At 64.2% G+C, this 26,937-nt stretch carries 24 protein-coding genes; 14 read left to right on the top strand and 10 right to left on the bottom strand.

From position 1 onward, the window contains the following. On the bottom strand, positions 1-1,971 hold the full coding sequence (locus G8E10_RS00690) for a methyl-accepting chemotaxis protein (protein ID WP_281517363.1): 1,971 nt from the start codon (positions 1,969-1,971) through the stop codon (positions 1-3). A 464-nt stretch (positions 1,972-2,435) separates the two neighbouring features. Beyond that, positions 2,436-2,813, bottom strand: a complete 378-nt coding sequence (locus tag G8E10_RS00685) for a hypothetical protein (protein ID WP_167126002.1) — start codon at positions 2,811-2,813, stop codon at positions 2,436-2,438. A 409-nt stretch (positions 2,814-3,222) separates the two neighbouring features. Between G8E10_RS00685 and G8E10_RS00680 the strand changes: the two genes are divergently transcribed. Together G8E10_RS00680 and solA are read left to right on the top strand one after the other, a co-directional pair. After that, complete coding sequence (locus G8E10_RS00680; RefSeq protein ID WP_167125999.1) at positions 3,223-4,455, top strand: hypothetical protein; 1,233 nt, start codon at positions 3,223-3,225, stop codon at positions 4,453-4,455. A gap of 96 nt (positions 4,456-4,551) precedes the next feature. Beyond that, positions 4,552-5,736 carry an N-methyl-L-tryptophan oxidase gene (gene solA / locus G8E10_RS00675; RefSeq protein WP_167125996.1) on the top strand — a complete coding sequence of 395 codons (1,185 nt, stop codon included), beginning with the start codon at positions 4,552-4,554 and terminating at the stop codon, positions 5,734-5,736. A 39-nt stretch (positions 5,737-5,775) separates the two neighbouring features. On the opposite strand, the gene G8E10_RS00670 is transcribed toward solA, so the two are convergent. The 5 genes from G8E10_RS00670 to hutI form a co-directional block, all read right to left on the bottom strand. Further along, a complete protein-coding gene (locus G8E10_RS00670) occupies positions 5,776-6,330 on the bottom strand; it encodes a HutD/Ves family protein (protein WP_167125993.1) in 555 nt (184 codons plus the stop codon). A gap of 64 nt (positions 6,331-6,394) precedes the next feature. Further along, positions 6,395-8,068, bottom strand: coding sequence for a urocanate hydratase (gene hutU, locus G8E10_RS00665; RefSeq protein WP_110799984.1), 1,674 nt, complete (start codon positions 8,066-8,068; stop codon positions 6,395-6,397). A 12-nt stretch (positions 8,069-8,080) separates the two neighbouring features. Then, positions 8,081-8,884, bottom strand: a complete 804-nt coding sequence (gene hutG / locus G8E10_RS00660) for an N-formylglutamate deformylase (protein ID WP_167125990.1) — start codon at positions 8,882-8,884, stop codon at positions 8,081-8,083. 1 nt (position 8,885) lies between these two features. Next, positions 8,886-10,421 carry a histidine ammonia-lyase gene (hutH, locus tag G8E10_RS00655; protein ID WP_167125987.1) on the bottom strand — a complete coding sequence of 512 codons (1,536 nt, stop codon included), beginning with the start codon at positions 10,419-10,421 and terminating at the stop codon, positions 8,886-8,888. A gap of 40 nt (positions 10,422-10,461) precedes the next feature. Then, positions 10,462-11,703: an imidazolonepropionase gene (hutI, locus tag G8E10_RS00650; protein ID WP_167127058.1), complete on the bottom strand. Its 1,242-nt coding sequence runs from the start codon at positions 11,701-11,703 to the stop codon at positions 10,462-10,464. Between the two features lie 114 nt (positions 11,704-11,817). Between hutI and G8E10_RS00645 the strand changes: the two genes are divergently transcribed. Then, positions 11,818-13,203, top strand: coding sequence for a formimidoylglutamate deiminase (locus G8E10_RS00645; protein ID WP_167125984.1), 1,386 nt, complete (start codon positions 11,818-11,820; stop codon positions 13,201-13,203). Positions 13,204-13,487: 284 nt separating this feature from the next. Here G8E10_RS00645 and G8E10_RS00640 read toward each other — a convergent pair whose 3' ends face one another. Continuing rightward, entirely contained in the window at positions 13,488-14,369 is an 882-nt protein-coding gene (locus G8E10_RS00640) for a LysR family transcriptional regulator (protein ID WP_132446281.1), read from the bottom strand. Between the two features lie 119 nt (positions 14,370-14,488). Here G8E10_RS00640 and G8E10_RS00635 point away from each other — a divergent pair, with 119 nt between their 5' ends. After that, positions 14,489-15,985 carry a CoA-acylating methylmalonate-semialdehyde dehydrogenase gene (locus G8E10_RS00635; RefSeq protein WP_132711386.1) on the top strand — a complete coding sequence of 499 codons (1,497 nt, stop codon included), beginning with the start codon at positions 14,489-14,491 and terminating at the stop codon, positions 15,983-15,985. A gap of 176 nt (positions 15,986-16,161) precedes the next feature. Continuing rightward, positions 16,162-16,641, top strand: coding sequence for an iron-responsive transcriptional regulator RirA (gene rirA / locus G8E10_RS00630; protein ID WP_110726892.1), 480 nt, complete (start codon positions 16,162-16,164; stop codon positions 16,639-16,641). A 77-nt stretch (positions 16,642-16,718) separates the two neighbouring features. Here the strand turns inward: rirA and G8E10_RS00625 are convergent, their stop codons facing one another. After that, on the bottom strand, positions 16,719-17,114 hold the full coding sequence (locus G8E10_RS00625; RefSeq protein ID WP_132446285.1) for a response regulator: 396 nt from the start codon (positions 17,112-17,114) through the stop codon (positions 16,719-16,721). A gap of 76 nt (positions 17,115-17,190) precedes the next feature. After that, entirely contained in the window at positions 17,191-17,817 is a 627-nt protein-coding gene (locus tag G8E10_RS00620; RefSeq protein ID WP_167125981.1) for a helix-turn-helix domain-containing protein, read from the bottom strand. Between the two features lie 486 nt (positions 17,818-18,303). On the opposite strand from G8E10_RS00620, the gene G8E10_RS00615 reads away from it, so the two are divergent. The 9 genes from G8E10_RS00615 (at position 18,304) to G8E10_RS00575 (ending at position 26,895) form a co-directional block, all read left to right on the top strand. Continuing rightward, the gene (locus tag G8E10_RS00615; protein WP_110799976.1) at positions 18,304-19,899 is read left to right on the top strand and encodes an ABC transporter substrate-binding protein; all 1,596 of its coding nucleotides are present in this window, start codon (positions 18,304-18,306) and stop codon (positions 19,897-19,899) included. 84 nt (positions 19,900-19,983) lie between these two features. After that, positions 19,984-20,988 (top strand): ABC transporter permease subunit, encoded by a 1,005-nt coding sequence (locus G8E10_RS00610; RefSeq protein WP_167125978.1) that lies wholly within the window; start codon positions 19,984-19,986, stop codon positions 20,986-20,988. A gap of 12 nt (positions 20,989-21,000) precedes the next feature. After that, entirely contained in the window at positions 21,001-21,927 is a 927-nt protein-coding gene (locus G8E10_RS00605) for an ABC transporter permease subunit (protein WP_110799974.1), read from the top strand. Beyond that, positions 21,927-22,943, top strand: coding sequence for an ABC transporter ATP-binding protein (locus G8E10_RS00600; protein ID WP_167125975.1), 1,017 nt, complete (start codon positions 21,927-21,929; stop codon positions 22,941-22,943). The genes G8E10_RS00605 and G8E10_RS00600 overlap by 1 nt, the downstream gene beginning before the upstream one ends. After that, on the top strand, positions 22,940-23,932 hold the full coding sequence (locus G8E10_RS00595) for a peptide ABC transporter ATP-binding protein (protein ID WP_167125972.1): 993 nt from the start codon (positions 22,940-22,942) through the stop codon (positions 23,930-23,932). Before G8E10_RS00600 ends, G8E10_RS00595 begins: the two co-directional genes overlap by 4 nt. A 77-nt stretch (positions 23,933-24,009) precedes the next feature. Beyond that, a complete protein-coding gene (locus G8E10_RS00590; RefSeq protein ID WP_167125969.1) occupies positions 24,010-24,312 on the top strand; it encodes a PepSY domain-containing protein in 303 nt (100 codons plus the stop codon). A gap of 84 nt (positions 24,313-24,396) precedes the next feature. Then, positions 24,397-25,071, top strand: coding sequence for a response regulator transcription factor (locus tag G8E10_RS00585; protein WP_167125966.1), 675 nt, complete (start codon positions 24,397-24,399; stop codon positions 25,069-25,071). Continuing rightward, positions 25,068-26,435, top strand: a complete 1,368-nt coding sequence (locus tag G8E10_RS00580) for a sensor histidine kinase (RefSeq protein WP_167125963.1) — start codon at positions 25,068-25,070, stop codon at positions 26,433-26,435. Before G8E10_RS00585 ends, G8E10_RS00580 begins: the two co-directional genes overlap by 4 nt. A gap of 115 nt (positions 26,436-26,550) precedes the next feature. After that, positions 26,551-26,895 carry a RidA family protein gene (locus G8E10_RS00575; RefSeq protein ID WP_092932278.1) on the top strand — a complete coding sequence of 115 codons (345 nt, stop codon included), beginning with the start codon at positions 26,551-26,553 and terminating at the stop codon, positions 26,893-26,895. Positions 26,896-26,937: the final 42 nt, after the last annotated feature.

Below are 26,937 nucleotides of genomic sequence, written 5' to 3'. Positions count from 1 at the left end.
TCAGAAATCTTCCCAGGTCTGCTGCACCGCGGCGTTGCCGGAGAAGGAGCGGGCGATCTGGGCGGTCATTTTGCGGGCAGGGGAGGCTGCCGGGCGGTGTGTGGCATTGGCGGCGGCGACAGGGGTCGTGGTCCTTGCGGACGAACGTTTGGCGTCGCCGAACTGGAAGCGGCTGATGAGGTCGCGCAGGCGTTCGGCTTCGCCGGCGAGTGCTGCGCTGGCGGCATTGCTTTCTTCCACCATCGCCGCGTTCTGCTGCGTCACCTGATCCATCTGGTTCACGGCCGTATTGACCTCGGACAGGCCGACCGACTGCTCACGCGCCGAGGTCGCGATCGCGTCCATGTGCTGGTTGATGCTGACGATGTAGTCCTCGATGGTCTTGAGGGCTTCACCGGTCTGGCTGACGAGCTTGACGCCGCTCTGCACCTCGACCGAGGAATTGCGGATCAGGTCCTTGATCTCCTTGGCGGCCTTGGCCGAGCGCTGGGCAAGTTCGCGCACTTCCTGGGCGACCACGGCAAAACCCTTGCCGGCTTCACCGGCGCGGGCAGCTTCCACCCCGGCATTCAGCGCGAGCAGGTTGGTCTGGAACGCGATCTCGTCGATGACGCCGATAATGTTGGCAACCTGATCGGAAGACTGTTCGATCTTCTGCATGGCATCGACGGCATTGGCGACGACCTTGCCGGACTGGCCGGCGCTGGCATTGGCCTGTACGGCGATCGAACGGGCTTCCTCGGCGCGCTTGGAGGAGTTGGTGACATTGGCGGTGATTTCGTCGAGGGCCGCGGCGGTTTCCTCGAGCGAGGCTGCCTGCTGTTCGGTCCGGCGCGAAAGGTCGTCGGCGCTCTGGCTGATCTCGCGGGTTCCGGTGTCGATCTGCGTGGTCGCCTGGGCGACGGAGAGAAGTGTGGCGGACAGCTGGCCGATCGCGCCGTTCAGGTCGTGACGAAGCGCCTCGAAATCCGGTGCGAATGCCTGGTCGAGCTGGAAGCCGAGATCGCCGGAGGCCAGACGGCGCAGGCCGGTGGCAAGGCCGGATGTCGCCTGCTGCATGCGCTCGCGGGCGGATGCTTCGGCTTCGGCCGTCAGGCGCTCGCGCTCGGCTTCCGCATGGGCGCGGGCGGCTTCCGCCTCCTGCTCGAGCCGCTTGTTGCTGATGGCGGACTGGCGGAACACTTCGACCGCTCCGGCCATGTCGCCGATTTCATCCTTGCGTTCGGTATTGCCGGGATCGATGTCGGTCTGCCCGGCGGCCAGCTGGCGCATGGCCTGCGTCATCACACGGATCGGACGACCGACGCTGCGCACGAGAACGATGGCGGATGCGATGAGGATGAGGATGATCGCGGAATTGATGGTGAGGGAGACCGTGCGGGCCTGCGCGACCACCGCTTTCAGCGATGCTTTCGCCTCGGCCGTGATCCCGGTGGCGTCTTCCACCGCGTCGTTGATGAGCTTGCTGGTGGTTTCCGCGACCTTCGTGTTGTCGGCGGCGGTGGTAGCGACGGCGGCCGACATTTCCTCGGCCGTCAGCTTGCGCCCGCCGACCTTCTGGAACGCCAGAAGGAGGTCCGCGGAGCGCTTGTCCGAAATCGTCTTGTAGTCCGTCAGCCGCGCTGCGATCTGCTTCAGCGTATCGCGCTCCGGCGCGACCTGGAGGGGCTTCTGCATGCCGGCCATGCCATTGTCGAAATAGGTCTTCACATCGGCCGTCGCCTTCCCGGTTTCGGCCTCGCTGTTGACGAGGCGCAGGCCACGCGAGGCGAACCGCATGTTGCTCAGGGCGAGCTTCGCATTGACGACTCCGTCGAGAACGATCTGCTCCCGCTCAAGAATAGCATTGGCTTCTGCCGTCCTCGCATCGCTGATCAGCTGATTGGAAATGATGCCGAGGACGAGCAGGATACTGATCCCGGACGTGATCATCAATTTGGTGCCGACCTTGGCATTCTGGAAAATGGACATGGGCTCTCTCAACGTGTGTTGGGGGGCAAATCTGGGGAATGGCAGTGTGATCCGACGCCAGTGACGTGCGAAAGCGCCCGGACGACCGAAAGGCCGACGGTACAAGCGATACGTCATGTTCTGGATGGGATCGTACGGGCATCATGCCTGCAACCGACCAGTGTAGTTCTATTGTGGTAGTCTAAACAAAGTTTGAATTTAAAATCCCTAATATATGGGGTGTGCAGCGCTTTATCGCTGGGGTGCGACGACGGATCGCTAGGTGGGGCGCGTAGAGATCCGGCAACCCGGAAGCGGGCATGGTCTCGGGAACGCGCCCACGCGCTTCAACATGGCACGAAAAAACCGCACATGAGCGGTGTTTCACACGACATGCATCGGGAGGACCATGAGGGCGCTTTGCATGAAGCAGGGAAACGGGCGGGGTGCTCCATCCCGCCCGTCCTGTTCTGGAACGATCGATATCAGCGAATGCAGGGATATTCGCAAACGTAGCCGGGGCGTGCCGGGTTACGCCGGTCGTCATCGCGGTCGCGGCGATAGCCGTTGTCGCCGGCATCCCGGTCGGCCTGTTCGCGGCGCACGCGGCGGTCGTCGCTATAGCGGTCGCGCCGGTCGTCCCGTGCACGCTCGTCGCGGTCGTAACGGTTGTCGCGATCATAGCGCGGACGGCGGTCGCGTTCGGTGTAGACCGGCACGCGGTAGATGTCGGGTCGCGATTCCCGGATATAGACGCCGCTTGCCGAATAGCGGGGGCCGCTATCGTAGCGAGCACCGTCATCGACGCAGCCGGCGAGGAGGGCGGTGGAAGAGAGAAGAAGAACCGACAGGACGGCACGCATGGGGTCAACCTTTCAAGGGGGCAATCTGCAAAACGACAAGCGCCAGAAACACGATACACGTCGCCGCCCAGAGCACCAGAGAGACGTCGTCATGCTATCTGCGCTCTCAAACATGAACGGCAGCCGAACATCGCCCTCTTCGGACGCAGCAGGATTGCCAAACCCTCCAGGCTGATGCATGGAGCGTCCGAACAGGGATATGCATCAGCCCTTGTAAAGAACAAGTCTGAGGACAGGGGATAGGGAAGGCGGACTTAGGGTCCGGCAAAATGCCCCGCTCCCTCATGCAATCCGGCTGTGCCAGGGAATGCGCTGCCCGGCGATCATGCCGCGCGGCAGATCGGATCAACACAGGCGCGCATTCGGGCATCGGTCAGAACCCGGCCGGAGAAGCCAAGAAAGGACGCCCATGACAGATGGCAACACGTCTACCGTCCGCAAGCGGATCGTCCTGCATTTTCCGGGCTTCGAGCCTCTGGATGCCCATGCGCATCTGGCGCGTTTTGCGCGCGCGGCCGTGCAGAGCACGCATGTCTGGGGCCTCTACTTCCATGTCGGTCCGCTGGTGGAGACCACGGAGGTTCCCTGCTTCGATGTCACGGCCACCGGCCAGGGCCACCACACGGAAAGCCGCATCCACATCTTCGACCATCACCGACTGGTGGCGCTGCTCACGGACAAGCCGCTTCACCGCCGTCTCATGGCCGGATATGCGAGCGCCGTGCAGGTCGTTCGCCACGGCGGGCTGACCGGCTATTTCCGTCATGCCTGGCGCTTCGGCCTCTTCTTCATCTTCCCGTTCCTGCTGGTCGCGCTCGCGTTTCTCGCCTCGATCGGCTTTGCGCTCGCGCCCCTTCTCCTCGGGCTGCCCGCCTGGAACCTCCTCTGGAGCACGCCGGCCGCTGTTGCGCTCTTCCGGTTCGTGCTGATACCGCAGGCCGAACGCCTCCATACCCTGCATCTCTTTGCCGATTGGGAACTCGCCGTCGCCATGGCCGCGCTCGATCGGCCGGAGGTCGATCTCTGGCTGGAGGCGGCGATCGACGCCGCCCGCAAGGTTCTCGTTGAAGCCCGGGACACCGGCTGCGATGAGGTGCTTGTGACGTCCCACAGCATGGGCTCCACCATCGCCGCCCATGTCATCGGCGCGCTCTTGGAGCGGGAGCCGGAGCTGATGCAGGGCCGCCGCATCGTGTTCGTCACGCTGGGCGGGGCCATCCTGCAATGCGCGCTGCTGCGACCCGCCACCCGCCTGCGCGCCCGCGTCGGGCTTCTGGCGCGCGCGAGCGGGATCGACTGGCTGGAAGTCCAGTGCCTGACGGACTCCATCCATTTCTATAAGGCGCCCGTGGTGGCGCTGTGCGGCCATGGGGACGCACCGCCGGCGCGCATCGTGACGATCCGGCTGAAGCACATTCTGTCCGCGGAGCGCTACAAGCGCATCAAGCTCGATTTCCTGCGCGTGCACCGGCAATATGTGCTGGGCCCGGACCGGAAATCCTCGTTCGATTTCACCCTCATGACCTCGGGCCCCCTGCCGGCCTTCGACTTCGCATCCTTCTCGCAAGCCGCGATGCCGGAGATCCCGGTCATCGACGCCCCGGGTTCCGAAGGTCCGGCGGTTCGCGGGCAGGCTGGGTAGGCGCCCGGCCATTTCTCTCTCGCGCGGTGCGGCGCGATATGGTTTATCCCTGTCTGGAGGCCTGGTAGACGGCCCCGACCACGAGAAGGATGCCTCATGACCGCCCGCTTCGATGTCGCTATTATCGGTCTCGGTGCCATGGGCAGCGCAGCGGCAGCCCATCTTGCCGCGCGCGGCGTTTCGGTGATCGGGTTCGATGCCTATTATCCCGCCCACGGGCTCGGCTCCTCCCATGGCGACAGCCGCCTCATCCGCCTCGGCTACTTCGAGGATCCGTCCTACGTGCCGCTGCTGCAGCGCGCCTATGCCAACTGGCGGGCGATGGAAAGCCGGCTGCGCGAGGACATTCTCACCATTACCGGCGTGCTGCAGATCGGCTTGCCGGACAGCAAGATTGTCAGCGGCACCCGCAAGAGCAGTGAGATGCACGGGCTGGCGTCGGAGACGATCGATGCGAAGGCCCTGCGCGCCCGCCATCCCGCCTTCGCAATCGATGACAACGAGATCGCCGTGCTCGACCCGCAAGGTGGATACCTCCGGCCGGAAGCGGCCGTCATGGGCTACGTGAAGCTCGCCGCGACCGATGGTGCGGCCCTGCATTTCGGGGAAAAGGTCACCGCCATCCACCCGGAGGCCGATGGTATCTCGATCGAAACCGTCACCGGCCGCTATAGCGCTGGCAAGGTCATCGTCGCCACGGGATCCTGGATCACCGACCTCGTGCCGGATCTCGCCGGCAAGGCCGTGCCCATCAAGCAAGTGGTCGCGTGGTACCAGCCGAAGGATGGCTTCATCACCACGCCGCAGCGCATGCCCGCTTTCATCCGCGACGAGGGGGATAACGGTTCGTATTTCGGTTTCCCGGCCATTGGCGTCGATGGCATCAAGGTCGGGCGTCACGCGCATTTCATGGAGCCGATCGACCCGCATGCGCCCAATCCGCCGGTCAATGAGCGCGATACGGATCTGCTCGACGCCTTCGTCCGCCACCGCCTGCCGACGGCCGCTGGCAGACGCGTGCGCGCGACGACCTGTCGTTACACCATGCTGCCGAGCGAGGATTTCCTGATCGACCTCCTGCCGTCCGACCCGCGCATCGTCGTCGCCTCGCCCTGTTCCGGGCACGGCTTCAAGTTCACGAGCGTGGTCGGTGAAATCTTGGCGGACCTCGCCCTCGATGGTGGCACGCAGCTGCCGATCGACGCCTTCTCCTTTGCCGCAATGGACCGTTTCATCGCCGCGAAAGGCGCGAGCGCGGATCTTGAAAACCCGACGCTTTGAGCTTGGCGCTCAAAGCCGGAGGGCGCGGGGGACTGGCGGTTAAACCGCATCGATCCGGATGAGATAGACGGTCACCGGCTCGTCGGCCGTAAGAGCGACGTCGCTATCGAGCAGCATCGCGTCGAGACGGCCGAGCCGCACCGGACCCACGCTGAGATGGCCGAGTGACAGCAGCATCTGCGTCCCGCCATGCCTCTGCACCGCCGTCGCCCCGTCGATCACGCGCCGCTCGACGGCATGCACGAAGGCCCCACGGCGGGTCATTACGTTGAGATCGGTGATGGCACCATCGACGAGCGTCGCCTCCGTCGCGGCATCCGCAGGAAACGCATGAGGCGCATCGCGCGCCGTCAGCGTCACCGGCGCCCGGCCTGATATGTCCAGCACCATGCCGTGACCGTCGAGGATCGACAGCGTCCGGTCCACGCCCGGAAAGACCGAAAACGGGCCGTCCGTCGCCACCGAGGCCATGCTGATCCGCCAACCGAACGTCTCCATGGAGGCGTCTGCCGGAAAGACGGCGATCTCCACCGTCTCGCCGCCGCCGTTCTTCCACGGCATGCGGCGGTGGTCGCTGTTGCGAAAGACCGTCATGGGGTGTCTCCGGAGGAAAGAGCCGAGAGCGAACGGCAGGCGCGGACGCCTGCCGTTCGTGCGATCAGTTGCCGAGAATGCCCGGCAGGCGCAGGCCCTTGTCGCGGGCGCAATCGAGCGCGATGTCGTAGCCGGCATCCGCATGGCGCATGACGCCGGTGGCCGGGTCGTTCCACAACACGCGTTCGATGCGACGGTCGGCATCCTCGGAGCCGTCGCAGCAGATGACGACGCCCGAATGCTGGGAAAAGCCCATGCCAACGCCGCCGCCGTGATGCAGCGACACCCAGGTCGCGCCCGAGGCGGTGTTGAGCAGCGCATTGAGGAGCGGCCAGTCCGACACGGCATCGGAGCCGTCCTTCATGGCTTCGGTCTCCCGGTTCGGCGAGGCGACGGAGCCGCTATCGAGATGGTCGCGGCCAATCACGATCGGTGCTGCGAGTTCGCCGGTGCGCACCATCTCGTTGAAGGCAAGGCCCAGCCGATGGCGATCGCCCAGGCCCACCCAGCAGATACGCGCCGGCAGGCCCTGGAAGGCGATGCGCTCGGCGGCCATGTCCAGCCAGTTGTGCAGGTGCTTGTTGTCGGGCAGCAGCTCCTTCACCTTAGCGTCGGTCTTGCGGATGTCCTCCGGATCGCCGGACAGGGCCGCCCAGCGGAACGGGCCGATGCCGCGGCAGAACAGCGGGCGGATATAGGCCGGCACAAAGCCTGGGAAGTCGAAGGCGTTCTCGAGCCCCTCGTCCTTGGCGACCTGCCGGATATTGTTGCCGTAGTCGAAGGTCGGAATGCCGGCCTGCTGGAAGGCGAGCATGGCCTCCACATGGTCGCGCATCGAGGCGCGGGCAGCCTTTTCCACGGCCTTCGGATCGCTCTCGCGCTTCTGGCGCCATTCGGCCATCGTCCAGCCCTTGGGCAGGTAGCCGTTGATCGGATCGTGGGCCGACGTCTGGTCGGTGACCATGTCCGGCCGGATGCCGCGGCGGACCATTTCGGGGAAGATGTCGGCGGCATTGCCGAGCAGGCCGACGGATTTCGCCTCGCCGGCGGCCGTCCAGCGTTCGATCATCTCCATCGCCTCGTCCAGCGTGTCGGCGCGCGCATCGACATAGCGGGTGCGGATGCGGAAATCGATGCTGTCGGGGTTGCACTCGACCGCAAGGCAGCAGGCGCCGGCCATGACGGCGGCCAGCGGCTGCGCGCCGCCCATGCCGCCGAGCCCGCCGGTCAGCACCCAGCGTCCGGTGAGATTGCCGTCGTAATGCTGGCGCCCGGCTTCCACGAAGGTCTCGTAGGTGCCCTGCACGATGCCCTGGCTGCCGATATAGATCCACGAGCCCGCGGTCATCTGGCCGTACATGGCCAGTCCTTTCTTATCGAGCTCGTTGAAGTGATCCCACGTCGCCCAATGCGGAACGAGGTTGGAATTGGCGATCAGCACGCGCGGCGCATCCTTGTGGGTGCGGAAAATGCCGACCGGCTTGCCGGACTGCACCATCAGCGTCTCGTCTTCCTCGAGGTCCCGCAGCGATGCAACGATCTTGTCGAAATCCGCCCAGGTGCGCGCCGCCCGGCCGATGCCGCCATAAACGACCAACTCGTGCGGGTTCTCGGCGACCTCGGGGTCGAGATTGTTCATCAGCATCCGCAGCGGCGCTTCGGTCATCCAGGATTTCGCGGTCAGCTCGGTGCCGCGGGCAGCGCGGACGTCGCGGATATTGTGGCGCGGGTTGGTCATCGGTTTCCCCTTTTATGAGTGTGCGAGCGTAGGCGCGATCGTCGCGATGCGCTCCAGAATGTCCTTGAGATGGCGGCGAAGCGGCTCGGCCTTGGCAGGATCATAGGCGAAGGGCGGTGCTTCGGTGGCCAGATGCGTGGATTGCGCCAGCTCCATCTGGATGACGTGGACGCCCTCGCTGGGTCGTCCGTAATGCCGCGTCGTCCAGCCGCCCTTGAAGCGGCCGTTGAGCACGCTGTCATAGCCGGCGGCAGCGGCGGAGACGGTAACGGCAGCCGCCTCGATCTCCGGCGCGCAGGTCCGGCCATTGTCCGTGCCGATGTTGAAGTCCGGCAGCTTTCCTTCGAACAGGAAGGGAATATGCGAGCGGATCGAGTGGCAATCATAGAGAATGGCCACGCCATGCAGCGCCTTCACCCGCGCGATCTCGGCGGCAAGGGCCGCATGATAGGGCTGGTGGAAGGTGTGCAGACGTGCCGAAATGTCCTCGGCCGTCGGCGCAGCACCTTGCCTCCAGATCGGTACGCCGTCGAAATCGGTCTCCGGCACAAGCCCCGTGGTGTTCTGCCCGGGATAGAGGCTCCCGCCCTCCGGATCGCGATTGGCGTCGATCACGTAGCGATGGAAGGTGGCGCGCACGGTTGTCACCTCCGCCAGCAGCCCGTCATAGAGCGTGTGGATGTGCCAGTCGGTGTCGGCAAGGATACGGCCATTGTCGTTCAACCGGGCGGCAATGTCGGAAGGTACGTCCGTCCCCGTGTGGGGGAAGGCGAGGATGACCGGCGAGTTGCCCCGTGTGATCTCGAAAACGGACATGTCAGGCCTCCAGAACCGGCAGGATGCCGTGGGATACCGCAGCGTTCAACCGGCCATCGGCCACGATGTCGCGCGCGGCCTTGAGGTCTGTCGCCATGTAGCGGTCGGTTTCGAGCGTCGCCACGACGGTGCGGATGGCGGCGATAACGTTGGACAGCTCCGGGCTCGACACCAGCGGAGCACGGAAATCGATGCCTTGCGCCGCCGTCAGCGCCTCGATGCCGATGATGGAGAAGAGATTGTCCGTCATTTGTAAGAGCCGCCGCGCGCCGTGGCAGGCCATGGACACGTGGTCCTCCTGATTGGCGGAGGTGGGCGTCGAATCGACGGAGGCCGGGTGCGACATCTGCTTGTTCTCGCTCATCAGCGCGGCCGACGTCACCTCGGCGATCATCAGGCCGGAGTTCAGCCCCGGCGTTTTCGCGAGGAAGGCCGGCAGGCCGTAGGAGAGGGCGGGATCGACCAGAAGCGCGATGCGCCGCTGGGCAATGGCCCCGATCTCGCAGACCGCAAGAGCGATCTGGTCGGCGGCAAACGCCACGGGCTCGGCATGGAAATTGCCGCCGGAGACGACGGAGTTGTCGGAGAGCACGAGCGGATTGTCCGTCACCGCATTGGCTTCGATCTCCAGCGTGCGGGCGACGGAGCGCAACAGGTCGAGGCAGGCGCCGTCCACCTGGGGCTGGCAGCGGATGCAATAGGGGTCCTGCACCCGCTCGTCGCCCTCGATATGGCTTTCGCGGATCACCGAGCCCGCAAGCAGGCCGCGAAGTGCCGCCGCCGCATCGATCTGGCCCCGATGGCCCCGCAGCGTATGGATATCGGGATGGAACGGTGCCGAAGAGCCCATGGCCGCATCGGTCGAAAGCGCGCCGGTGATCAGTGCCGATTGCGCGGCGCGATGCGCCCGGAAGAGGCCGGCCAGCGCCAGCGCTGTCGAAACCTGCGTGCCGTTGATCAGCGCCAGACCTTCCTTGGCCGCGAGAACCACGGGAGCAAGCCCGGCCCGCTCCAGCGCGGTGCGCCCGTCGAGCCGTGCGCCCTCGAAGACGGCCTCGCCTTCGCCCATCATCACCGCCGCCATGTGGGCGAGCGGCGCGAGATCGCCGGATGCGCCGACGGAGCCTTTTTCCGGAATGACGGGAATGACGCCCTTTTCCAGCATGGCCTCGATCAGCCGTACCAGCGCCAGCCGCACGCCGGAGGCACCGCGACCGAGCGAGACGAGCTTCAGCGCCATGATCAGCCGGACGATGTTGTCGGCCAGCGGTTCGCCGACGCCGCAGCAATGCGATAGGATGAGGTTGCGCTGAAGTGTGGCGACATCGGCGGCATCGATGCGGATGCTCGCCAGTTTCCCGAAGCCCGTATTGATGCCGTAGACGGGCGCGTTGCCACCGGCGATCTCGGCGATGCGCGCCGCAGCCTTCTCGATGCCTGCATCGAAGGAGGGATCGAGCCGGGCAGGCTCGCCGGTCCAGTAGAGCGTTTCAAGGGTGGAAAGGGGCACGGAGCCCGGCTGCAGAACAAGCGTCATGGCGAAGTCCTAAAGGTCTGGCGGGGCTTGGCCCGCGCCATCAGTGTCCGTTGTAAATGCGGGCATGGAGCGGGTTGAACCCCATGCGGTAGACGAGTTCGGCGGGGCGGGTTACCGACCAGATGGCGAGATCGGCCCGCTTGCCGACTTCCAGCGTTCCCACCTCGTCGACGAGCCCCAGCGCCCGAGCCGCCTCGCGTGTCACGCCGGCAATGCACTCCGTCACGGTCATGCCGAACAGGGTCGCGGCCATGTTCATGGTCAGGAGCAGGGAGGTCAACGGCGATGTGCCCGGATTGTTGTCGGTGGCGATCGCCATCGCGACGCCGGCCTGCCGGAAGAGATCGATCGGCGGCTTCTTTGTTTCTCGGATGAAGTAGAAGGCACCGGGAAGGATGACGGCCACCGTGCCGCTCGCCGCCATCGCCTGCGCCCCGGCCGCATCGGTATATTCCAGATGATCGGCCGACAGCGCGCCATATTCGGCAGCAAGGGATGCGCCATGCAGGTTGGAAAGCTGATCCGCGTGCAGCTTGACCGGCAGGCCATGGGCCTGCGCGGCATTGAACACGCGCCGCATCTCGTCCGGCGAAAAAGCGATCCCCTCGCAGAACCCATCCACCGCATCGGCAAGGCCATCCGCAGCAAGCGCCGGCAGCATCTCGTCGGCAACCTTGGCGATATAGCCCGTGCTGTCGCCCTTGAACTCGGGCGGCAGGGCATGGGCGCCGAGAAAGGTCGTGCGCACGGTGACGTCGCGAAGAGCGCCGAGCCGGCGCGCAGCCCGTAGCGTCTTGCGTTCATGGGCAAGGTCCAGCCCATAGCCAGACTTGATCTCGATGGTCGTCACGCCCTCGGCCATCAGCGCATCGAGGCGGGGCAGGGATTGCGCGACGAGGTCGTCCTCGCTCGCCTCCCGCAGCGACCGCACGGAGGAAACGATGCCACCGCCGGCACGCGCAACCTCCTCGTACGTTGCGCCGGCCAGCCGCATCTCGAATTCGTTCGCCCGGTCGCCGGCATGGACCAGATGCGTATGGCAATCGATCAGCCCCGGCGTGATCAGCCGCCCGCCGCAGTCGACGACATAGCCGGCAGCAGCGTGCGGAAAGGGAAGGTCCGCTTCCGGCCCGGCATAGACGATCCGGCCCTTCGAAACGGCAATCGCACCCTGTTCGATGAGGCCAAGGCCGGGCAAGGTGGGGTCGAGCGTGGCAAGCTGGGCATTTTGCCAGAGCGTGTCGCAGGCCGAGATGCCCAACACTGCCGATGGGGACTTCATGGAAGACATTGCTTTTCCCGCCTTTCCTTCGCTCGTCATTATGTATATACAAATGATAACGGAGCGCAAGCCTCATTCTGAAGCTGCGGCGCGGCCAATATCGGGAGCAGAGCGATGGAAAGCCAGGCAGTGACGGGACAGGTAACGGGAAAGACGGATACGATCTTCGCGGCATCGGCCCTCCTGCCGGACGGCTGGCATGACAATATCCGGATCTCGCTTGCCGACGGTCGCATCGTATCCGTCGAGGCCGATGCCAAGCCGGTTGCCGGCGAGGAGCGCCACGCCGTCCTCGTCCCTGGTATGTCAAACCTTCACAGCCACGCCTTCCAGCGCGGCATGGCGGGGCTGGCCGAAGTGCGCGGTCCCGGCGCCGACAGCTTCTGGAGCTGGCGCACCGTCATGTATCGCTTCGCCCTGACGATGACGCCCGAGCAGGTGGAGGCGGTCGCGGCCCAGCTTTATATGGAAATGCTCGAACAGGGCTTCTCCCGCGTCGGCGAGTTTCACTATCTGCACCACGCGATCGATGGCAGCCCCTATGCCGATATCGCCGAGATGGCCGTGCGCATCACTGCTGCCGCATCCGAAACGGGGATCGGCCTGACGCTTCTGCCGGTGTTCTACGCCCATTCCACCTTCGGCGGTGCGGCGCCAAGCGAAGGCCAGCGACGCTTCATCAATACGCTCGACAGCTTCGCCCGCCTGCTGGAGGGATGCCGCGCAGCTGTGGCCAGCCTGCCTGCGTCGCGCGTTGGCGTCGCCCCGCACAGCCTGCGTGCGGCAACGCCGCAGGAGATCGCGGCGGTCGTTGACATGGCCGGGGAGGGGCCAATCCATATCCACGTCGCCGAGCAGGTGAAGGAGGTGGAGGACTGCATTGCCTGGTCCGGTGCGCGCCCGGTCGAATGGCTTCTCGACCATGTCGGGCTCGATCCGCGCTGGTGCCTCATTCATGCGACGCATATGACCGATGACGAGACGAAGCGCATGGCGAAGAGCGGCGCGATTGCCGGCCTTTGCCCGATCACCGAGGCCAATCTCGGCGACGGCACGTTCAATGCCACCGTCTTCGGTGCGGCCGGTGGCCGCTTCGGCATCGGCTCGGACAGCAACGTCCTGATCGGCCTGCCCGACGAACTGCGCCAGCTCGAATATTCCCAGCGCCTCCTGCACCGCTCCCGCAACGTCATGGCGGCAGCCGGCCAATCGACGGGACGCGCCCTGTTCGATGCTGCGGGGGCCGGCGGCGCCATCGCGCTCAGTGCGGCCTCTCCGTTCGGGCTCGTGGCGGGTGCTCCGGCCGATTTCGTTTCGCTGTCGATGCCCGATAGCGGCGCGCGCCACGATGCCGTGCTCGATGCCTGGCTGTTTGCCAACGGCACCCGGCCGGACAGCGTCTGGGTCGCCGGCAAGCGGCAGGTGACGTCAGGGCGCCATCATGCGCGCGACCGGATATCGGATCGATTCCGTCGGGTGATGAAAGAACTCTCGGCGTAGAACCCGCATAAAAATCGGGGCGTTCTCCCGAGATATCACGGCAGTGCGTTAAACAGGTATTAACCTTTCACGTCGCGCTGCACGCCGGACAGGGCCGTGTTAAGATCCCGTTCACGTTTGCGCCGCTAAAGTCGTTCTGTTCGATGGAGAACCGAGGCGCATGATGCGCAGCTCGAAAACAATGGTGGATGAAGTGCATGACGTGCGAAGCTAATCTGGCAATTCCGGCCGGCACGGTCGGAATTGCCATGATGATCCCCGTCCTCCGCTGATCCCCGAACCCCTCAGATGAAGATCGCATGCTCCGCAGCGACGAGTTCCTGCAGGAAATCGACCACGGTCCGCACGCGCAGCAGGTCCCGCGCGCTCTCGTGATAGGTCGTCCAGTACGCCCGCCGGATCGTCGCATCGGGCAGGATACGGCATAATTCGCCATGCTGACGCGCGATGTAATTGTGCAGGATACCGATGCCGGCGCCGGATCGCACGGCCTCCGTCTGCCCCGTCGCACTCGAAATCTCGAAGCCCGCATCCCAGTTGCGCATCACTTCGCCGGTGAAGTCGAGCGAGGCCGTCCAGAGAAGATCCTCGACATAGCCGATCCGCCGATGCCGCTTCAGCGCCTCGATGCTCTCGGGCGTGCCGTTCTCCTGCAGATAGGCGTCGGACGCGTAGATGCCGAGCGTGTAGTCGGTAAGCTTGGACGAGACGAGCCGACCCTGCTCCGGCCGCTCGAGCGTGATGGCGATATCCGCCTCGCGCTGTGACAGCGAGAAGGAGCGGGGCACCGGCACCAGCTGAATGCGCAGGGCCGGAAAACGGGCCGTCAGCCGCCCGAGACGCGGCGCGAGAAACGACACGCCGAAACCGTCCGGCGCCCCGATCCGCACGGTGCCTGCGACCGCCGTATCGACCCGGCCGACATGCGCCTGCGCCGCCAGCATCTCCGTCTCCATCCGCTCGGCGGCGTGAAAGAACACCTCGCCCTCCGCCGTCAACTCGCAGCCATTGGTCCGCCTCACGAGCAGCCGTGTCTTCAGCGCCTCCTCCAGCGCCGTCACCCGTCGGCTGAGCGTCGCATGGTTGACGCCCACCCGTTTGGATGCCGAGAGGATCTGCCCCGTTCGGGCGACGGCGAGAAACATCCGCACATCGTCCCAGTTCACGGCATCAGCCTGTCTTGTGTCGATTTCTGCACAACAGTTCCTGAATTTCGCACGTTGATTTGTGTAGACTGTAGTGCGATCGTCGCGCCAACAGCAACGACAATCTGGAGGAGACAGCCATGTACGAGATCGGTCATTTCATCGGCGGCAAGACGGTTGCCGGCACCAGCGGCCGCACGAGCAATATCTTCAATCCGGCAACGGGCGAAGTGCAGGGCACGGTGGCGCTGGCCAGCGACGCGGAACTGGCAGCAGCCGTCGAGAACGCCAAGGCTGCCCAGCCGAAATGGGCTGCGACCAACCCGCAGCGCCGCGCCCGCGTGTTCATGAAGTTCGTCCAGCTCCTGAACGACAACATGAACGAGCTTGCGGAACTGCTTTCGCGTGAGCACGGCAAGACCATCGATGACGCCAAGGGCGATATCGTCCGCGGTCTCGAAGTCTGCGAATTCGTCATCGGCATCCCGCATCTGTCGAAGAGCGAGTTCACCGAAGGCGCCGGCCCGAACATCGATATGTACTCGATCCGCCAGCCGGTCGGCATCGGCGCCGGCATCACGCCGTTCAACTTCCCGGGCATGATCCCGATGTGGATGTTCGCCCCGGCGATTGCCTGCGGCAATGCCTTCATCCTGAAGCCGTCCGAGCGCGATCCGTCCGTGCCGATCCGCCTCGCCGAACTGATGATCGAGGCAGGCCTGCCCGCCGGCATCCTCAACGTCGTCAATGGCGACAAGGGCGCGGTCGATGCGATCCTGACGCATCCCGATATCTCCGCCGTCTCCTTCGTCGGTTCCACGCCGATCGCCCGCTACGTCTATGGCACCGCGGCCATGAACGGCAAGCGCGCCCAGTGCTTCGGCGGCGCCAAGAACCACATGATCATCATGCCGGATGCCGACCTCGACCAGGCTGCAAACGCCCTGATGGGCGCCGGCTACGGCTCGGCCGGCGAGCGCTGCATGGCGATCTCCGTTGCCGTTCCCGTCGGTGAGGAAACCGCCAACCGGCTGATCGAGAAGCTGACGCCCATGGTCGAGAGCCTGCGCATCGGCCCCTATACCGACGACAAGGCCGATCTCGGGCCCGTCGTCACCAAGGAAGCGCGCGACCGCATTCTCGGCCTGATCGACAAGGGGGTGGAAGCCGGTGCCAATCTCGTCGTCGATGGCCGCGGCTTCAAGCTGCAGGGTTATGAGGACGGATATTTCGTCGGTGGCTGCCTGTTCGACAACGTCACGCCGGATATGGACATCTACAAGACCGAGATCTTCGGCCCCGTCCTCTCTGTCGTCCGCGCCAAGACCTACGAGGAAGCGCTCGACCTGCCGATGAAGCACGAATACGGCAATGGCGTCGCGATCTACACCCGCGATGGCGATGCGGCCCGCGACTTCGCCTCCCGCATCAACATCGGCATGGTCGGCGTCAACGTTCCGATCCCCGTTCCGCTCGCCTACCACTCCTTCGGCGGCTGGAAGTCCTCGTCCTTCGGCGACCTCAACCAGCACGGCACGGACTCGATCCGGTTCTGGACGCGCACCAAGACGATCACCAGCCGCTGGCCTTCCGGCATCAAGGACGGCGCCGAATTCGTCATGCCGACGATGAAGTAATTTCCGTCTTTTGTGACTGTCGTGAAAGGGCCCTCGCAAGGGGCCCTTTTTTCATGAGCATCTTTCTCGACATTTCTTCTTTTTGGAATTGTTCCAAACTGGCAGGCGTTCTATATGTAGGGAAGACAGGGAGTGGCGATCTGGGATTCGCCTGCGTCCGAGCATCGGAGTGAAGAATGCGCCTGACCAAGCAGACCAACTATGCCGTTCGCATCCTGATGTATTGTGCTGCAAACGAAGGGCATCTGAGCCGCATCCCGGAAATCGCCAGGGCCTATGGCGTGTCCGAGCTGTTTCTGTTCAAGATTCTCCAGCCGCTGAACAAGGCCGGCCTCGTGGAAACGGTTCGCGGTCGCAATGGCGGCGTGCGCCTGCCCAAGCCCGCTTCGCAGATCACCCTGTTCGATGTCGTCAAGGTGACGGAAGACAGCTTCTCGATGGCGGAATGCTTCGATGCCGGCGAAGTGGATTGCCCGCTGGTCGACAGCTGCGGCCTGAACACGGCCTTGCGCAAGGCGCTGAACGCCTTCTTCGACGTGCTCTCGCAATATTCGATCGACGATCTGGTCAAGTCACGTCCGCAGATCAACTTCCTGCTCGGCATCGACCCGCTTCCCTACGTCGCTCCGGCGGCACAGCCCCAGACGGCTGCCTGAGGGCAGCCTCTCCGGAAGACCGGCACACGTCGAGTAAGGAACGACGCGTCTCCAGCAGCAGACGCGTCGTTTTCGTTTCAGGACTTCACGAGATATTCCTGCAGCAGAAATTCGATGGCGGTCGGGTCGAGCTCTGCCTTGTCGAGGCGGAAATCGACGCCGAATTCCTGGAACGACTGAAAATACGCGTCGTCCAGCGAGCCGGAGATCACGCCGACGGGGCCGATGAAGCCCTTCTGGCGGATCTGCGGCACCGTATCGCGGAAGTCGCCATGCGGCGGAAGCCGGTTGTCGACCAGCACCATGGAGACAGGCGTGCCCCGCTCGAGCAGGGGCAGGGCCGCTTCGATCGTCTCGCAGTAATGCAGCTGGATGGCGAAGGCCTGAACCTTGCTCATCAGCCGCCGGAGGATCACATGCTCGGCAGGTTCGTCGTCGATCAGAAGAATTTGAACAGGTGTGGGCATCGACATGAATGTTCCGTTATCTCTAAATATCTAAAATAATTGTCGTTTTATATCTTTCGGGGCTCGATCGCCCCAAATACGATCATTGGATAATTTGTTCCCTGATGGCCTTGGCAACCATTTGCGTCCGATTGACGACATCCAGTTTTTTCAGGATCGTCGCCGTATGCGAGTTGATCGTGTGTTCGGAAACCGAGACGATGAGGGCAATTTCGCTCGCCGTCTTTCCATGTGAAATCCACCGGAGAATTTCCGTCTCCCGCGCCGTCAGCCCCATTCCCGCCCGCGTTGCCAGCACGAACCGATAGAAATAGTCGAACGCCGTGATCGAGTTGTAACAGAGCTCGACGTGGCAGGTACGATCGATGTCGTCGTTATCCCCGAAATAGAGCACGACATAGCGCGTGCCGACGATGCTGTGGACAGGCACGCAGGCCACAAGGTCGAAGCCGATCTGCGCCAGGAAATCCGTCCCGGCATTCGAGGTCGCGGCGTCGTCCATGGAGGCCGACCATACGGAAGGCACGGTGGATGCGTGAAGGCTCTTGAGAAGCAGGCAATCGGAAAGCCTGTAGCGCCGGTCATACTCCTCCGTCAGCCCGGGCGGCAGGTCGTGCAGCACCAGTCGCGTGGTCAGAAGAGCAGGTTCGGCCTCCTGGCCGAGCTGCAACACGCCGAAGTGATCGAACCCGGCGCCGAGCGCCAGCATGTGGAAAATCCGGAAGAAATCGACGCGGTTGAGCGCTTTCTCAAGATCCTTTTGAAAATCGTAGCGTCTGCAACTTTCCAGCAACGCGCCCACGTCGATGATGCCCCCCTGGCTCCCGGAATACTAGCTTAGCGGGCAATTCGCGCTTGGCAACTCCCCTAAAAAAGGTGAAACCCGCTCGAAATGGGAAACGCCGTGCGCCTTCCGGACATGAAGCGATCTCTCGCGTGGCACGCCGACCCTTTCCACGGACGACAAGGCTCGGACAGCAAAGCGCGCGCATCGCAAGGTCGGAGATCCGGAATGACGTCGCGTAGATGTCTTATATCTTGGATAAATTTTCCAACTGGACAAAAGAATGGAGCGGGTTATTGCATTGCCGCAGCAAATGTCGTTCCTTTCCGGTCTGACCGGTTGCGGCTGCGATCCGGATCATTTGCGAATAAGAATGTTTCAAGAGAACACAAGAAAACTGGGAAAACGGTGATGAAAAAGCTCTCTACTCTTCTCGCGGCGACGGCTGTCGTGACGCTGATGGCCGGCAGTGCCTGGTCGAAGACGCTGGTTTATTGCTCCGAGGGCTCGCCCGAAGGTTTCGACTCCGCGCTCTACACGGCCGGCACCACGTTCGATGCCTCCTCGCGCACGGTCTACAACCGTCTTGTCGAGTTCAAGAAAGGCAGCACGGAAATCGAGCCGGGCCTGGCCGAGAGCTGGGAAATGTCGGCTGACGGGACCGAATATACGTTCAAGCTGCGCCCGGGCGTCAAGTTCCAGACCACCGACTTCTTCACGCCGACCCGCGAGCTGAATGCCGACGACGTCATCTTCTCGTTCGAGCGCCAGTACAAGGCCGACAATCCGTGGAACAAGTATGTCGCCGGCGCGACCTACGAATACTTCAGCGGCATGGGCTTTCCCGAGCTGATCAAGTCCATCGAGAAGGTCGACGACCTCACCGTCAAGTTCGTTCTCAACAAGTCCGAAGCGCCGTTCCTCGCCAACCTCGGCATGGACTTCGCCTCCATCTATTCCAAGGAATATGCCGACAAGCTGCAGGCCGACGGCAAGATGGAGATGATGAACCAGCAGCCGCTCGGCACTGGTCCCTACACCTTCGTCGCCTACCAGGCCGACGCCGCCATCCGCTACAAGGCGAACCCCGACTACTGGGGCGGCAAGCAGAAGATCGACGATCTCGTCTTCGCCATCACGACGGATGCCGCCGTGCGCGCGCAGAAGCTGAAGGCCGGCGAATGCCACATCATGCCGTATCCGAATGCAGCCGACGTTTCCGAGTTGCAGAAGGATGAGAACCTCACGGTCCTCAAGGAAGAAGGGCTGAACGTCTCCTACCTCGCCTACAATACGCTGGTTGCACCGTTCGACAAGCCGGAAGTGCGCAAGGCGCTCAACATGGCCGTCAACAAGCAGGCGATCGTCGATGCCGTCTTCCAGGGCGCCGCGACCGTTGCCAAGAACCCGATCCCGCCGACGATGTGGTCCTATAACGACGCCGTCGAGGACGACAAGTACGATCCGGAAGCCGCCAAGAAGGCGCTCGAAGCCGCCGGCGTCTCCAACCTCAAGATGAAGATCTGGGCCATGCCCGTGTCGCGTCCCTACATGCTGAACGCCCGCCGTGCGGCCGAACTCATGCAGGCCGACCTTGCCAAGATCGGCGTCGAGGTCGAAATCGTCTCCTACGAATGGGCCGAATACCTGAAGCTCTCCTCCGACAAGGCCCGCGACGGCGCGGTCATCCTCGGCTGGACCGGCGACAATGGCGATCCGGACAACTTCCTCGACACGCTGCTCGGCTGCACCGCGGTTGGCGGTAACAATCGTGCGCAGTGGTGCAACAAGGAGTTCGACGACCTCGTCAAGAAGGCCAAGCTGACGCCGGACCAGGCAGAGCGCACCAAGCTCTACCAGCAGGCCCAGCTCGTCTTCAAGAAGGAAGCGCCCTGGAACACGATCGACCACTCCCTGGTCTTCATGCCGATGAACAAGAAGGTCTCGGGCTACGTTCAGGATCCGCTCGGCATCCACCGCTTCGACGGCGTTGATATCGCCGAATAAAATCGCCACGTCCGCCGCATCCGCGGTGTCTCCGGCGGTCCGATTGTCTTCGGGCCGCCGGTTTTGCAATCTTACGGAACGCTCATGCTGCGCTTCATTTTCGGGCGGCTCGCCGTCCTCATCCCGACCTTCGTCGGGGTTTCCATCATCGCCTTCTCCTTCATCCGCCTGCTTCCCGGCGATCCCGTCATGCTGCTCTCCGGAGAGCGCGTCATGGCGCCGGAACGGCATGCGCAGATCATGGCGGAGCTTGGCCTCGACCGGCCGATGTATGTCCAGTATTTCGACTATCTCACCGGCCTGCTGCAGGGCGATTTCGGACGCTCCATCATCTCCAAGCGCCCTGTCATCGATGACTTCATGACGCTGTTTCCGGCGACCATGGAGCTTGCGATCTGTGCCATCATCCTCGCGATCTGTCTTGGGATCCCGGCAGGCGTGGTGGCGGCGGTCAAGCGCGGCACCTGGCTCGACCAGACCATCATGGGCACGGCACTCGTCGGCTATTCCATGCCGATCTTCTGGTGGGGTCTGCTGCTCATCATCTTCTTCTCGGGAACGCTTGGCTGGACGCCCGTCTCGGGCCGCATCTCGTTCCTCTATTTCTTCCCGCCCGTCACCGGCTTCATGCTGATCGATAGTCTGCTGTCCGGCCAGAAAGGCGCGTTCAGCTCCGCCGTCAGCCACATGATCCTGCCGACGATCGTGCTCGCCACCATTCCGCTCGCGGTCATCGCGCGCCAGACGCGCTCTGCCATGCTCGAAGTGCTGAGCGAAGACTACGTCCGCACCGCCCGCTCCAAGGGCATGTCGCCGTTCCGCATCATCGGCGTGCACGCGCTGCGCAACGCCATGATCCCGGTTATCACCACCATCGGCCTGCAGATCGGCGTGCTGCTCGGCGGCGCGATCCTGACCGAGAGCATCTTCTCTTGGCCGGGCATCGGCAAGTGGATGGTCGATAGCGTCTTCAAGCGCGACTATGCCGTCGTGCAGGGCGGCCTCATGATGATCACGCTCGTGATCATGTTCGTCAATCTGATCGTCGACCTTCTTTACGGTTGGGCGAATCCCCGCATCCGGCGATAGGAGACGCGACCGATGTCATCTGTCGAAACCAAATCCGTATCCCCCGCAGCGGCAGCTGCCGCCACCCCGTCGGCGCCGCCCTCAGGCTTTGCCGAGTTCTGGTTCTATTTTTCCAGCAATCGCGGCGCCGTGCTGGGTCTTGGCATCTTCGTGATCATCCTGCTGATGGCGATCTTCGCGCCACTGCTGACCGCCCATGATCCGATCATCCAGAACCGCGACGTCCTTTTGCTGCCGCCGGTCTTTGCCGAAGGCGGCCGCGCCGAGTATCTTCTCGGCACCGATCCTGTCGGCCGCGATATCCTGACCCGCCTGATGTACGGCGCGCGCTTCTCGCTGTTCGTCGGCCTCATCGTCGTCACACTGTCGGTGGTGGCGGGCGTATTGATCGGCCTCGTCGCCGGCTTCTTCCGCGGCACCACCGACACCATCATCATGCGGTTGATGGACATCATCCTCGCATTCCCGTCGCTTCTGCTGGCGCTTGTGCTCGTCGCCGTGCTCGGCCCGGGCCTCGTCAACGCCATGATCGCCATCGCGCTCGTCAACCTGCCGCATTTCGTGCGCCTGACGCGTGCCTCCGTCATGACGGAGCGCAACAAGGACTACGTCATCGGTAGCCAGGTCGCGGGTGCCGGCACGCTACGCATCATGTTCGTCACCATCCTGCCGAACTGTCTGGCGCCGCTGATCGTGCAGGCGACACTCGCCTTCTCCGCCGCCATCCTCGACGCTGCGGCGCTGGGCTTCCTCGGCATGGGCGCCCAACCACCGACGCCGGAATGGGGCACGATGCTTGCCGAAGCGCGCGAATTCATCCAGCGCGCCTGGTGGGTCGTCACCTTCCCCGGCCTTGCCATTCTCATCACCGTTCTCGCCATCAACCTGATGGGCGACGGCCTGCGCGATGCGCTCGATCCCAAACTGAAGAGGTCCTGATGCCGCTTCTCGATATCCAGAACCTCACCGTTGAGTTCCAGACCTCCACCGGCACCTTCCGTGCGGTGGATGGCGTCTCGCTCACCTGCGACACCGGCGAAATCCTGTCGATCGTCGGCGAAAGCGGCTCCGGCAAGTCCGTCTCCATGCTCGCCGTCATGGGCCTTCTGCCCTGGACCGCGAAGATCACCGCCGACCGCATGGCCTTCAACGGCCAGGACCTCTTGAAACTTTCGCCCCGCAACCGGCGCAAGATCATCGGCAAGGACATGGCGATGATCTTCCAGGAGCCGATGTCGAGCCTCAATCCGTGCTTCACGGTCGGCTTTCAGCTGGGCGAAAGCCTGCGCATCCACATGGGCCTCGACCGCGCCGCGCGCCGCGCCCGCTCGATCGAGCTTCTCAAGCTCGTCGGCATTCCCTCTCCGGAAGACCGCTTGTCGAACTTCCCGCACCAGATGTCGGGCGGCATGAGCCAGCGCGTCATGATCGCCATGGCACTCTCCTGCAATCCGAAGCTCCTGATTGCCGACGAGCCGACGACGGCGCTCGACGTGACCATCCAGGCCCAGATCCTCGACCTGCTCGTTCGCCTGCAGAAGGAAAACGGCATGGCGCTGGTGCTGATCACCCACGACATGGGCGTGGTCGCGGAAACCGCCGAGCGTGTGCAGGTGCAATATGCCGGCCAGAAGGTCGAGGAGCAGCCGGTCAAGGCGCTCTTCCGCGATCCGCATCACCCCTATACGGCGGCCCTTCTCGCGTCGCTTCCCGAACGCGCGCAGATCGGCGAGCGTCTGCCCTCCATTCTCGGCGTCGTGCCGGGCCAGCATGATCGCCCGCAAGGCTGTCTGTTCTCGCCGCGCTGCGCCTTCGCCACCGATCTCTGTTCGCGCTCCGTTATGCGTCAGGGCCCCGAGCTCGGCCGCGCGCTATGCAACTATCCGCTTATCCAAGGTATTCCGCAGAACCACCCGACGATGACCGTCGAGCTTGCAGGGGAGGGCACGCGATGAGCGAGACCGCATCCAGACCCGTCCTCGAGGGCCACGACCTCCAGCGCTTCTATTCCGTCTCCCGCGGCATGTTCAAACCGGCGGCGACCGTGCGTGCGTTGAACGGCGTATCTTTCTCGCTCCATTCCGGCCGCACGCTGGCGGTGGTCGGCGAAAGCGGCTGCGGCAAGTCCACGCTCGCCCGCCTTGTCACCATGATCGAGGATCCGAGCGGTGGCGAACTGCTGATCGACGGCAAGCCGGCCCGCGTCGGCGATGCCTCGCTGCGCAGCCTCGTGCAGATCGTCTTCCAGAACCCATACGGCTCGCTCAACCCACGCCAGAAGGTCGGGTCCTTGCTGGAAGAGCCCCTGAAGATCAACACCACCGACGACGCAGCCACGCGCCGGGCCAAGGTGGAGGAGATGATGCGCAAGGTCGGCTTGCGGCCCGAGCATTACGACCGCTACCCGCATATGTTCTCCGGTGGCCAGCGCCAGCGCATCGCCATTGCCCGCGCCCTGATGCTGCGGCCGAAGGTGCTGGTGCTGGACGAACCGGTGTCCGCGCTCGACCTGTCGATCCAGGCGCAGGTGCTCAACCTGTTGATGGATCTGCAGAAGGAGATGGGACTTGCCTACCTCTTCATCTCGCATGGCCTGTCCGTGGTGCGCCACATCGCAGACGACATCATGGTCATGTATCTCGGCAGCCCGGTGGAAACAGGGACGGCGGAAAGCGTGTTCACCAACCCGCAGCACCCCTATACCGCAGCCCTCCTGTCGGCGACCCCGGTCGCCAATCCGGAAGGCAAGCGCCAGCGCATCCAGCTGCAGGGCGAGCTGCCGTCGCCGCTCAACCCCCCGAGCGGCTGCCCGTTCAACCCCCGCTGCTGGCGTGCGACGGATCTCTGTCGCGAAAAGATGCCCGCGCTCGACGGCCCGGCCGATCATCGCTTCGCCTGCTACCACCCGCTTGATGACGCTCCGCCTTCCGTCCCGGCAGGTTGACGTTCGATCGGCTTCTGACAGGCGGATGACGGCAAGACATCGGCATATCTCCAGCGGTTCGCCCTTGGAGATTGCTGATGCGCCGCCTGCTCCGTCTTGTGCTTCCTCTTCTGCACCTCGCACTTCCCGCGGGCACGGCGCTCGCTGGTGGCCCGAAGGCGGATTGCACGCGGGAACCGCAGGCGCACTGGATGAGCCGCGAGGCGATCTCCCGCAAGGCCGTGGCCGCGGGTTATCCCGATATCCGGCATGTCCAAGTCATCGGCTCCTGCTACGAGATCGAGGCCCTGACGGCGCGCCGCCTGCAGGCCGATGTCGTCATGGACCCGATGACCGGCGACGTCGTCGCGGCCTCCATGAGCAACGGCCCGCAACGATGATGCGGGAGGCGCTGTTGCGGGGCACAAAAGCTGATACGGTCGGCGTGTTTCCAGATCCGCTTTTCCAACATGTGAGACAGATGCATGCGGCTGCTGCTGGTTGAAGACAGTCCCCGGCTCGCCGAGCTTCTGGGCGAAACCGTCCGCGATGCCGGCTGGCGCCTCGATGTCGTGACGACGATCGCCGACGCCACGGTGACGCTGACGCTACGCGAGCATGACCTCATCCTGCTCGATCTCGGCCTGCCCGACGGCAACGGGCTCGAACTGCTGCGCCAGATCCGCAAGACCTATAAGGACCTGCCGGTCCTCGTCATCACGGCGCGCGGGTCGATCGAGGAGCGGATCGAGGGCCTGGATGCGGGCGCGGACGATTACCTCGTCAAGCCGTTCCACCACCGCGAGTTCCTGGCGCGCTGCCGCGCCATGCTGCGGCGCAGCCCAACATCGTTGCAGCCGGTGCTCGAATGCGGCCATCTGCGCTACGATCCCGCCATGGCGGAGCTTTCCTGCAGCGGTACCATCGTCGCGCTGCCGCCGCGCGAGCGGGCGCTGGCCGAACTGCTGATGCGCGATGCCGGCCGGGTGGTGCAGAAGCGCAAGTTGGAACTGGCGCTGTCGGAATTCGGCGAGGAGATGACCGCCAACGCGCTGGAGCTTGCCGTGTCGCGCCTGCGCAAGAAGCTGCTGCCGTTTGAGACCGGCGCCGATCTCGTCACCGTGCGGGGCGTCGGCTACATGCTGCAGGCCGCGCCATGAACGCCGTGCGGGATCGCTCCCTGATCGGCATCGTCTCGCTACGCATCGTCACCTTCACGGTGCTCGCCATGATGCTGGAGTTCGGCATCGTGCTGGCCGAATACTGGTCGAACGATGCCGATCTCGGCGGCTTTCTCATCGGGCAGGAGGCGGAAACGCTGGCCGAAGGCATCGTCGTCGCCAAGGACCGCATCTCCTTCCAGATGCCGCCGGCGCTCGCCGAACGCTATACGATGCGCGAGGACGAGACTGACGGCGATATCTTCGTCCGGGTCCGCACCTCCGCCGGCGAAGTCCTGTTTTCCAATTGCGAGGCGCTCTGCCAGCGCCACTTCCTGCCGATCGAAATCAACCCGCCGACCTTCTGGCAGCGCGAGATCGCGCCCGGAAAGCCGCTCAGCGTCGCCGGTGGGCGCTCGTTCCGGTTCGGGACACAGGAGGTGTTCGTCGAGCTTGCGGTCCTGCGCGATCCCCACGGCTTCGTCACCAGCGTGCTGCTGCACGAGCTGCGGGATCATCTGATCATCCCCATGCCGCTGATGTTCGGTCTCGTCGCCGGCGCCACCATTCTCTCCGTCCGGCGCGCGCTGAAGCCGGTGGTCGAAGCCGGCAAGGCGGCAGACGCCATCGATCCGCGTGCGGCCTTCAATCCGCTCTCGACGGAGGGCATGCCGCGCGAGATCGCCAATTTCGCCAATGCGGTCAACCGGCTGTTGGTGCGCGTCGCCGACCTCATCCAGGCGCAAAAAATATTCTCCACCTCCATCGCTCATGAAATCCGAACGCCGGTCGCCGTCGTCCGCATGGAGCTGGAGCGGATCGACGACCCCCGTGCGCGCAAGGCCGAAAAGGACTTGGAGGCGTTGACTCACATGCTGGAGCAGCTGACCTCGCTCGCCAGGCTCGACGTGGTCGATGCCGCCTCGTTCAAGCCGGTGTCGCTGGCGGGGCTTGCGAGCGATGTCGTCGCCCAGCTCGCGCCCTTCGTCTTCAACAGCGGTCGCACGCTCGAATTCGTGGAGGAGGGCGGCGGCGAGATCCGCGCCGTGCCGGCACTGGTCGAAAACACCATCAGCAACCTCGTCGAGAACGCGGTCAAGCACACGCCGAAGGGCACGCGCATCTCGGTGCGCACGGCGGAGACGGGCCTGCTGGAGGTGGCCGACGATGGCCCCGGCTTCGGACGCTCCCCCAGCCACATCCTCGACGGCGGGCGGATCAAGAGTTCGGACGCACTCGGCGTCGGCCTGAAGATCGTGGAGCGCATCGCCGAACTGCACGACGCCGCGCTGACGGTTGACTCGCGTCCCGGGGAGGGGACGCGCGTGCGGCTCGAATTCCCCCCGTCACCTGCGCCGGTTTAAACGCGGGAACGCGACGAACTTTTCAGCCGGAAGGTTTTCCTGAGGCCTGTTCTCCTGTAAGCCCCGATGCGTCTGCGCTTCGGCGTCAACGCATTCGAGCAAGAGGAATTTCACCATGGATATCACACGCTTCGAGACCGGCCCGCGCATGAGCCAGGCCGTCGTTCACAACGGCACGGTCTATCTCGCCGGCCAGGTCGGCAATGCCGGCGACGACGTCGCAACCCAGACGAGCCAGGCTCTGGCCTCGGTCGATCGCCTGCTGGAACAGGCCGGCACCGACAAGACCCGCATCCTCAACGCCACCATCTGGCTGGCCGACATGGCCGACTTCCCGAAGATGAATGCCGTCTGGGACAAGTGGGCACCGCAGGGCAACACGCCGGCGCGCGCCACGGGCGAAGCCAAGCTCGCGACCCCGGAATACCTGGTCGAAGTCATCGTTATCGCCGCCCTTTAATGTGCGGACGCCGGGCGACGACACCGTCGCCCGGATACGCCT

This window comes from Ferranicluibacter rubi (assembly GCF_011603255.1).
Classification (GTDB): Bacteria; Pseudomonadota; Alphaproteobacteria; order Rhizobiales; family Rhizobiaceae; genus Ferranicluibacter; species Ferranicluibacter rubi.
This window is presented reverse-complemented; position numbering and strand designations above follow the sequence as displayed.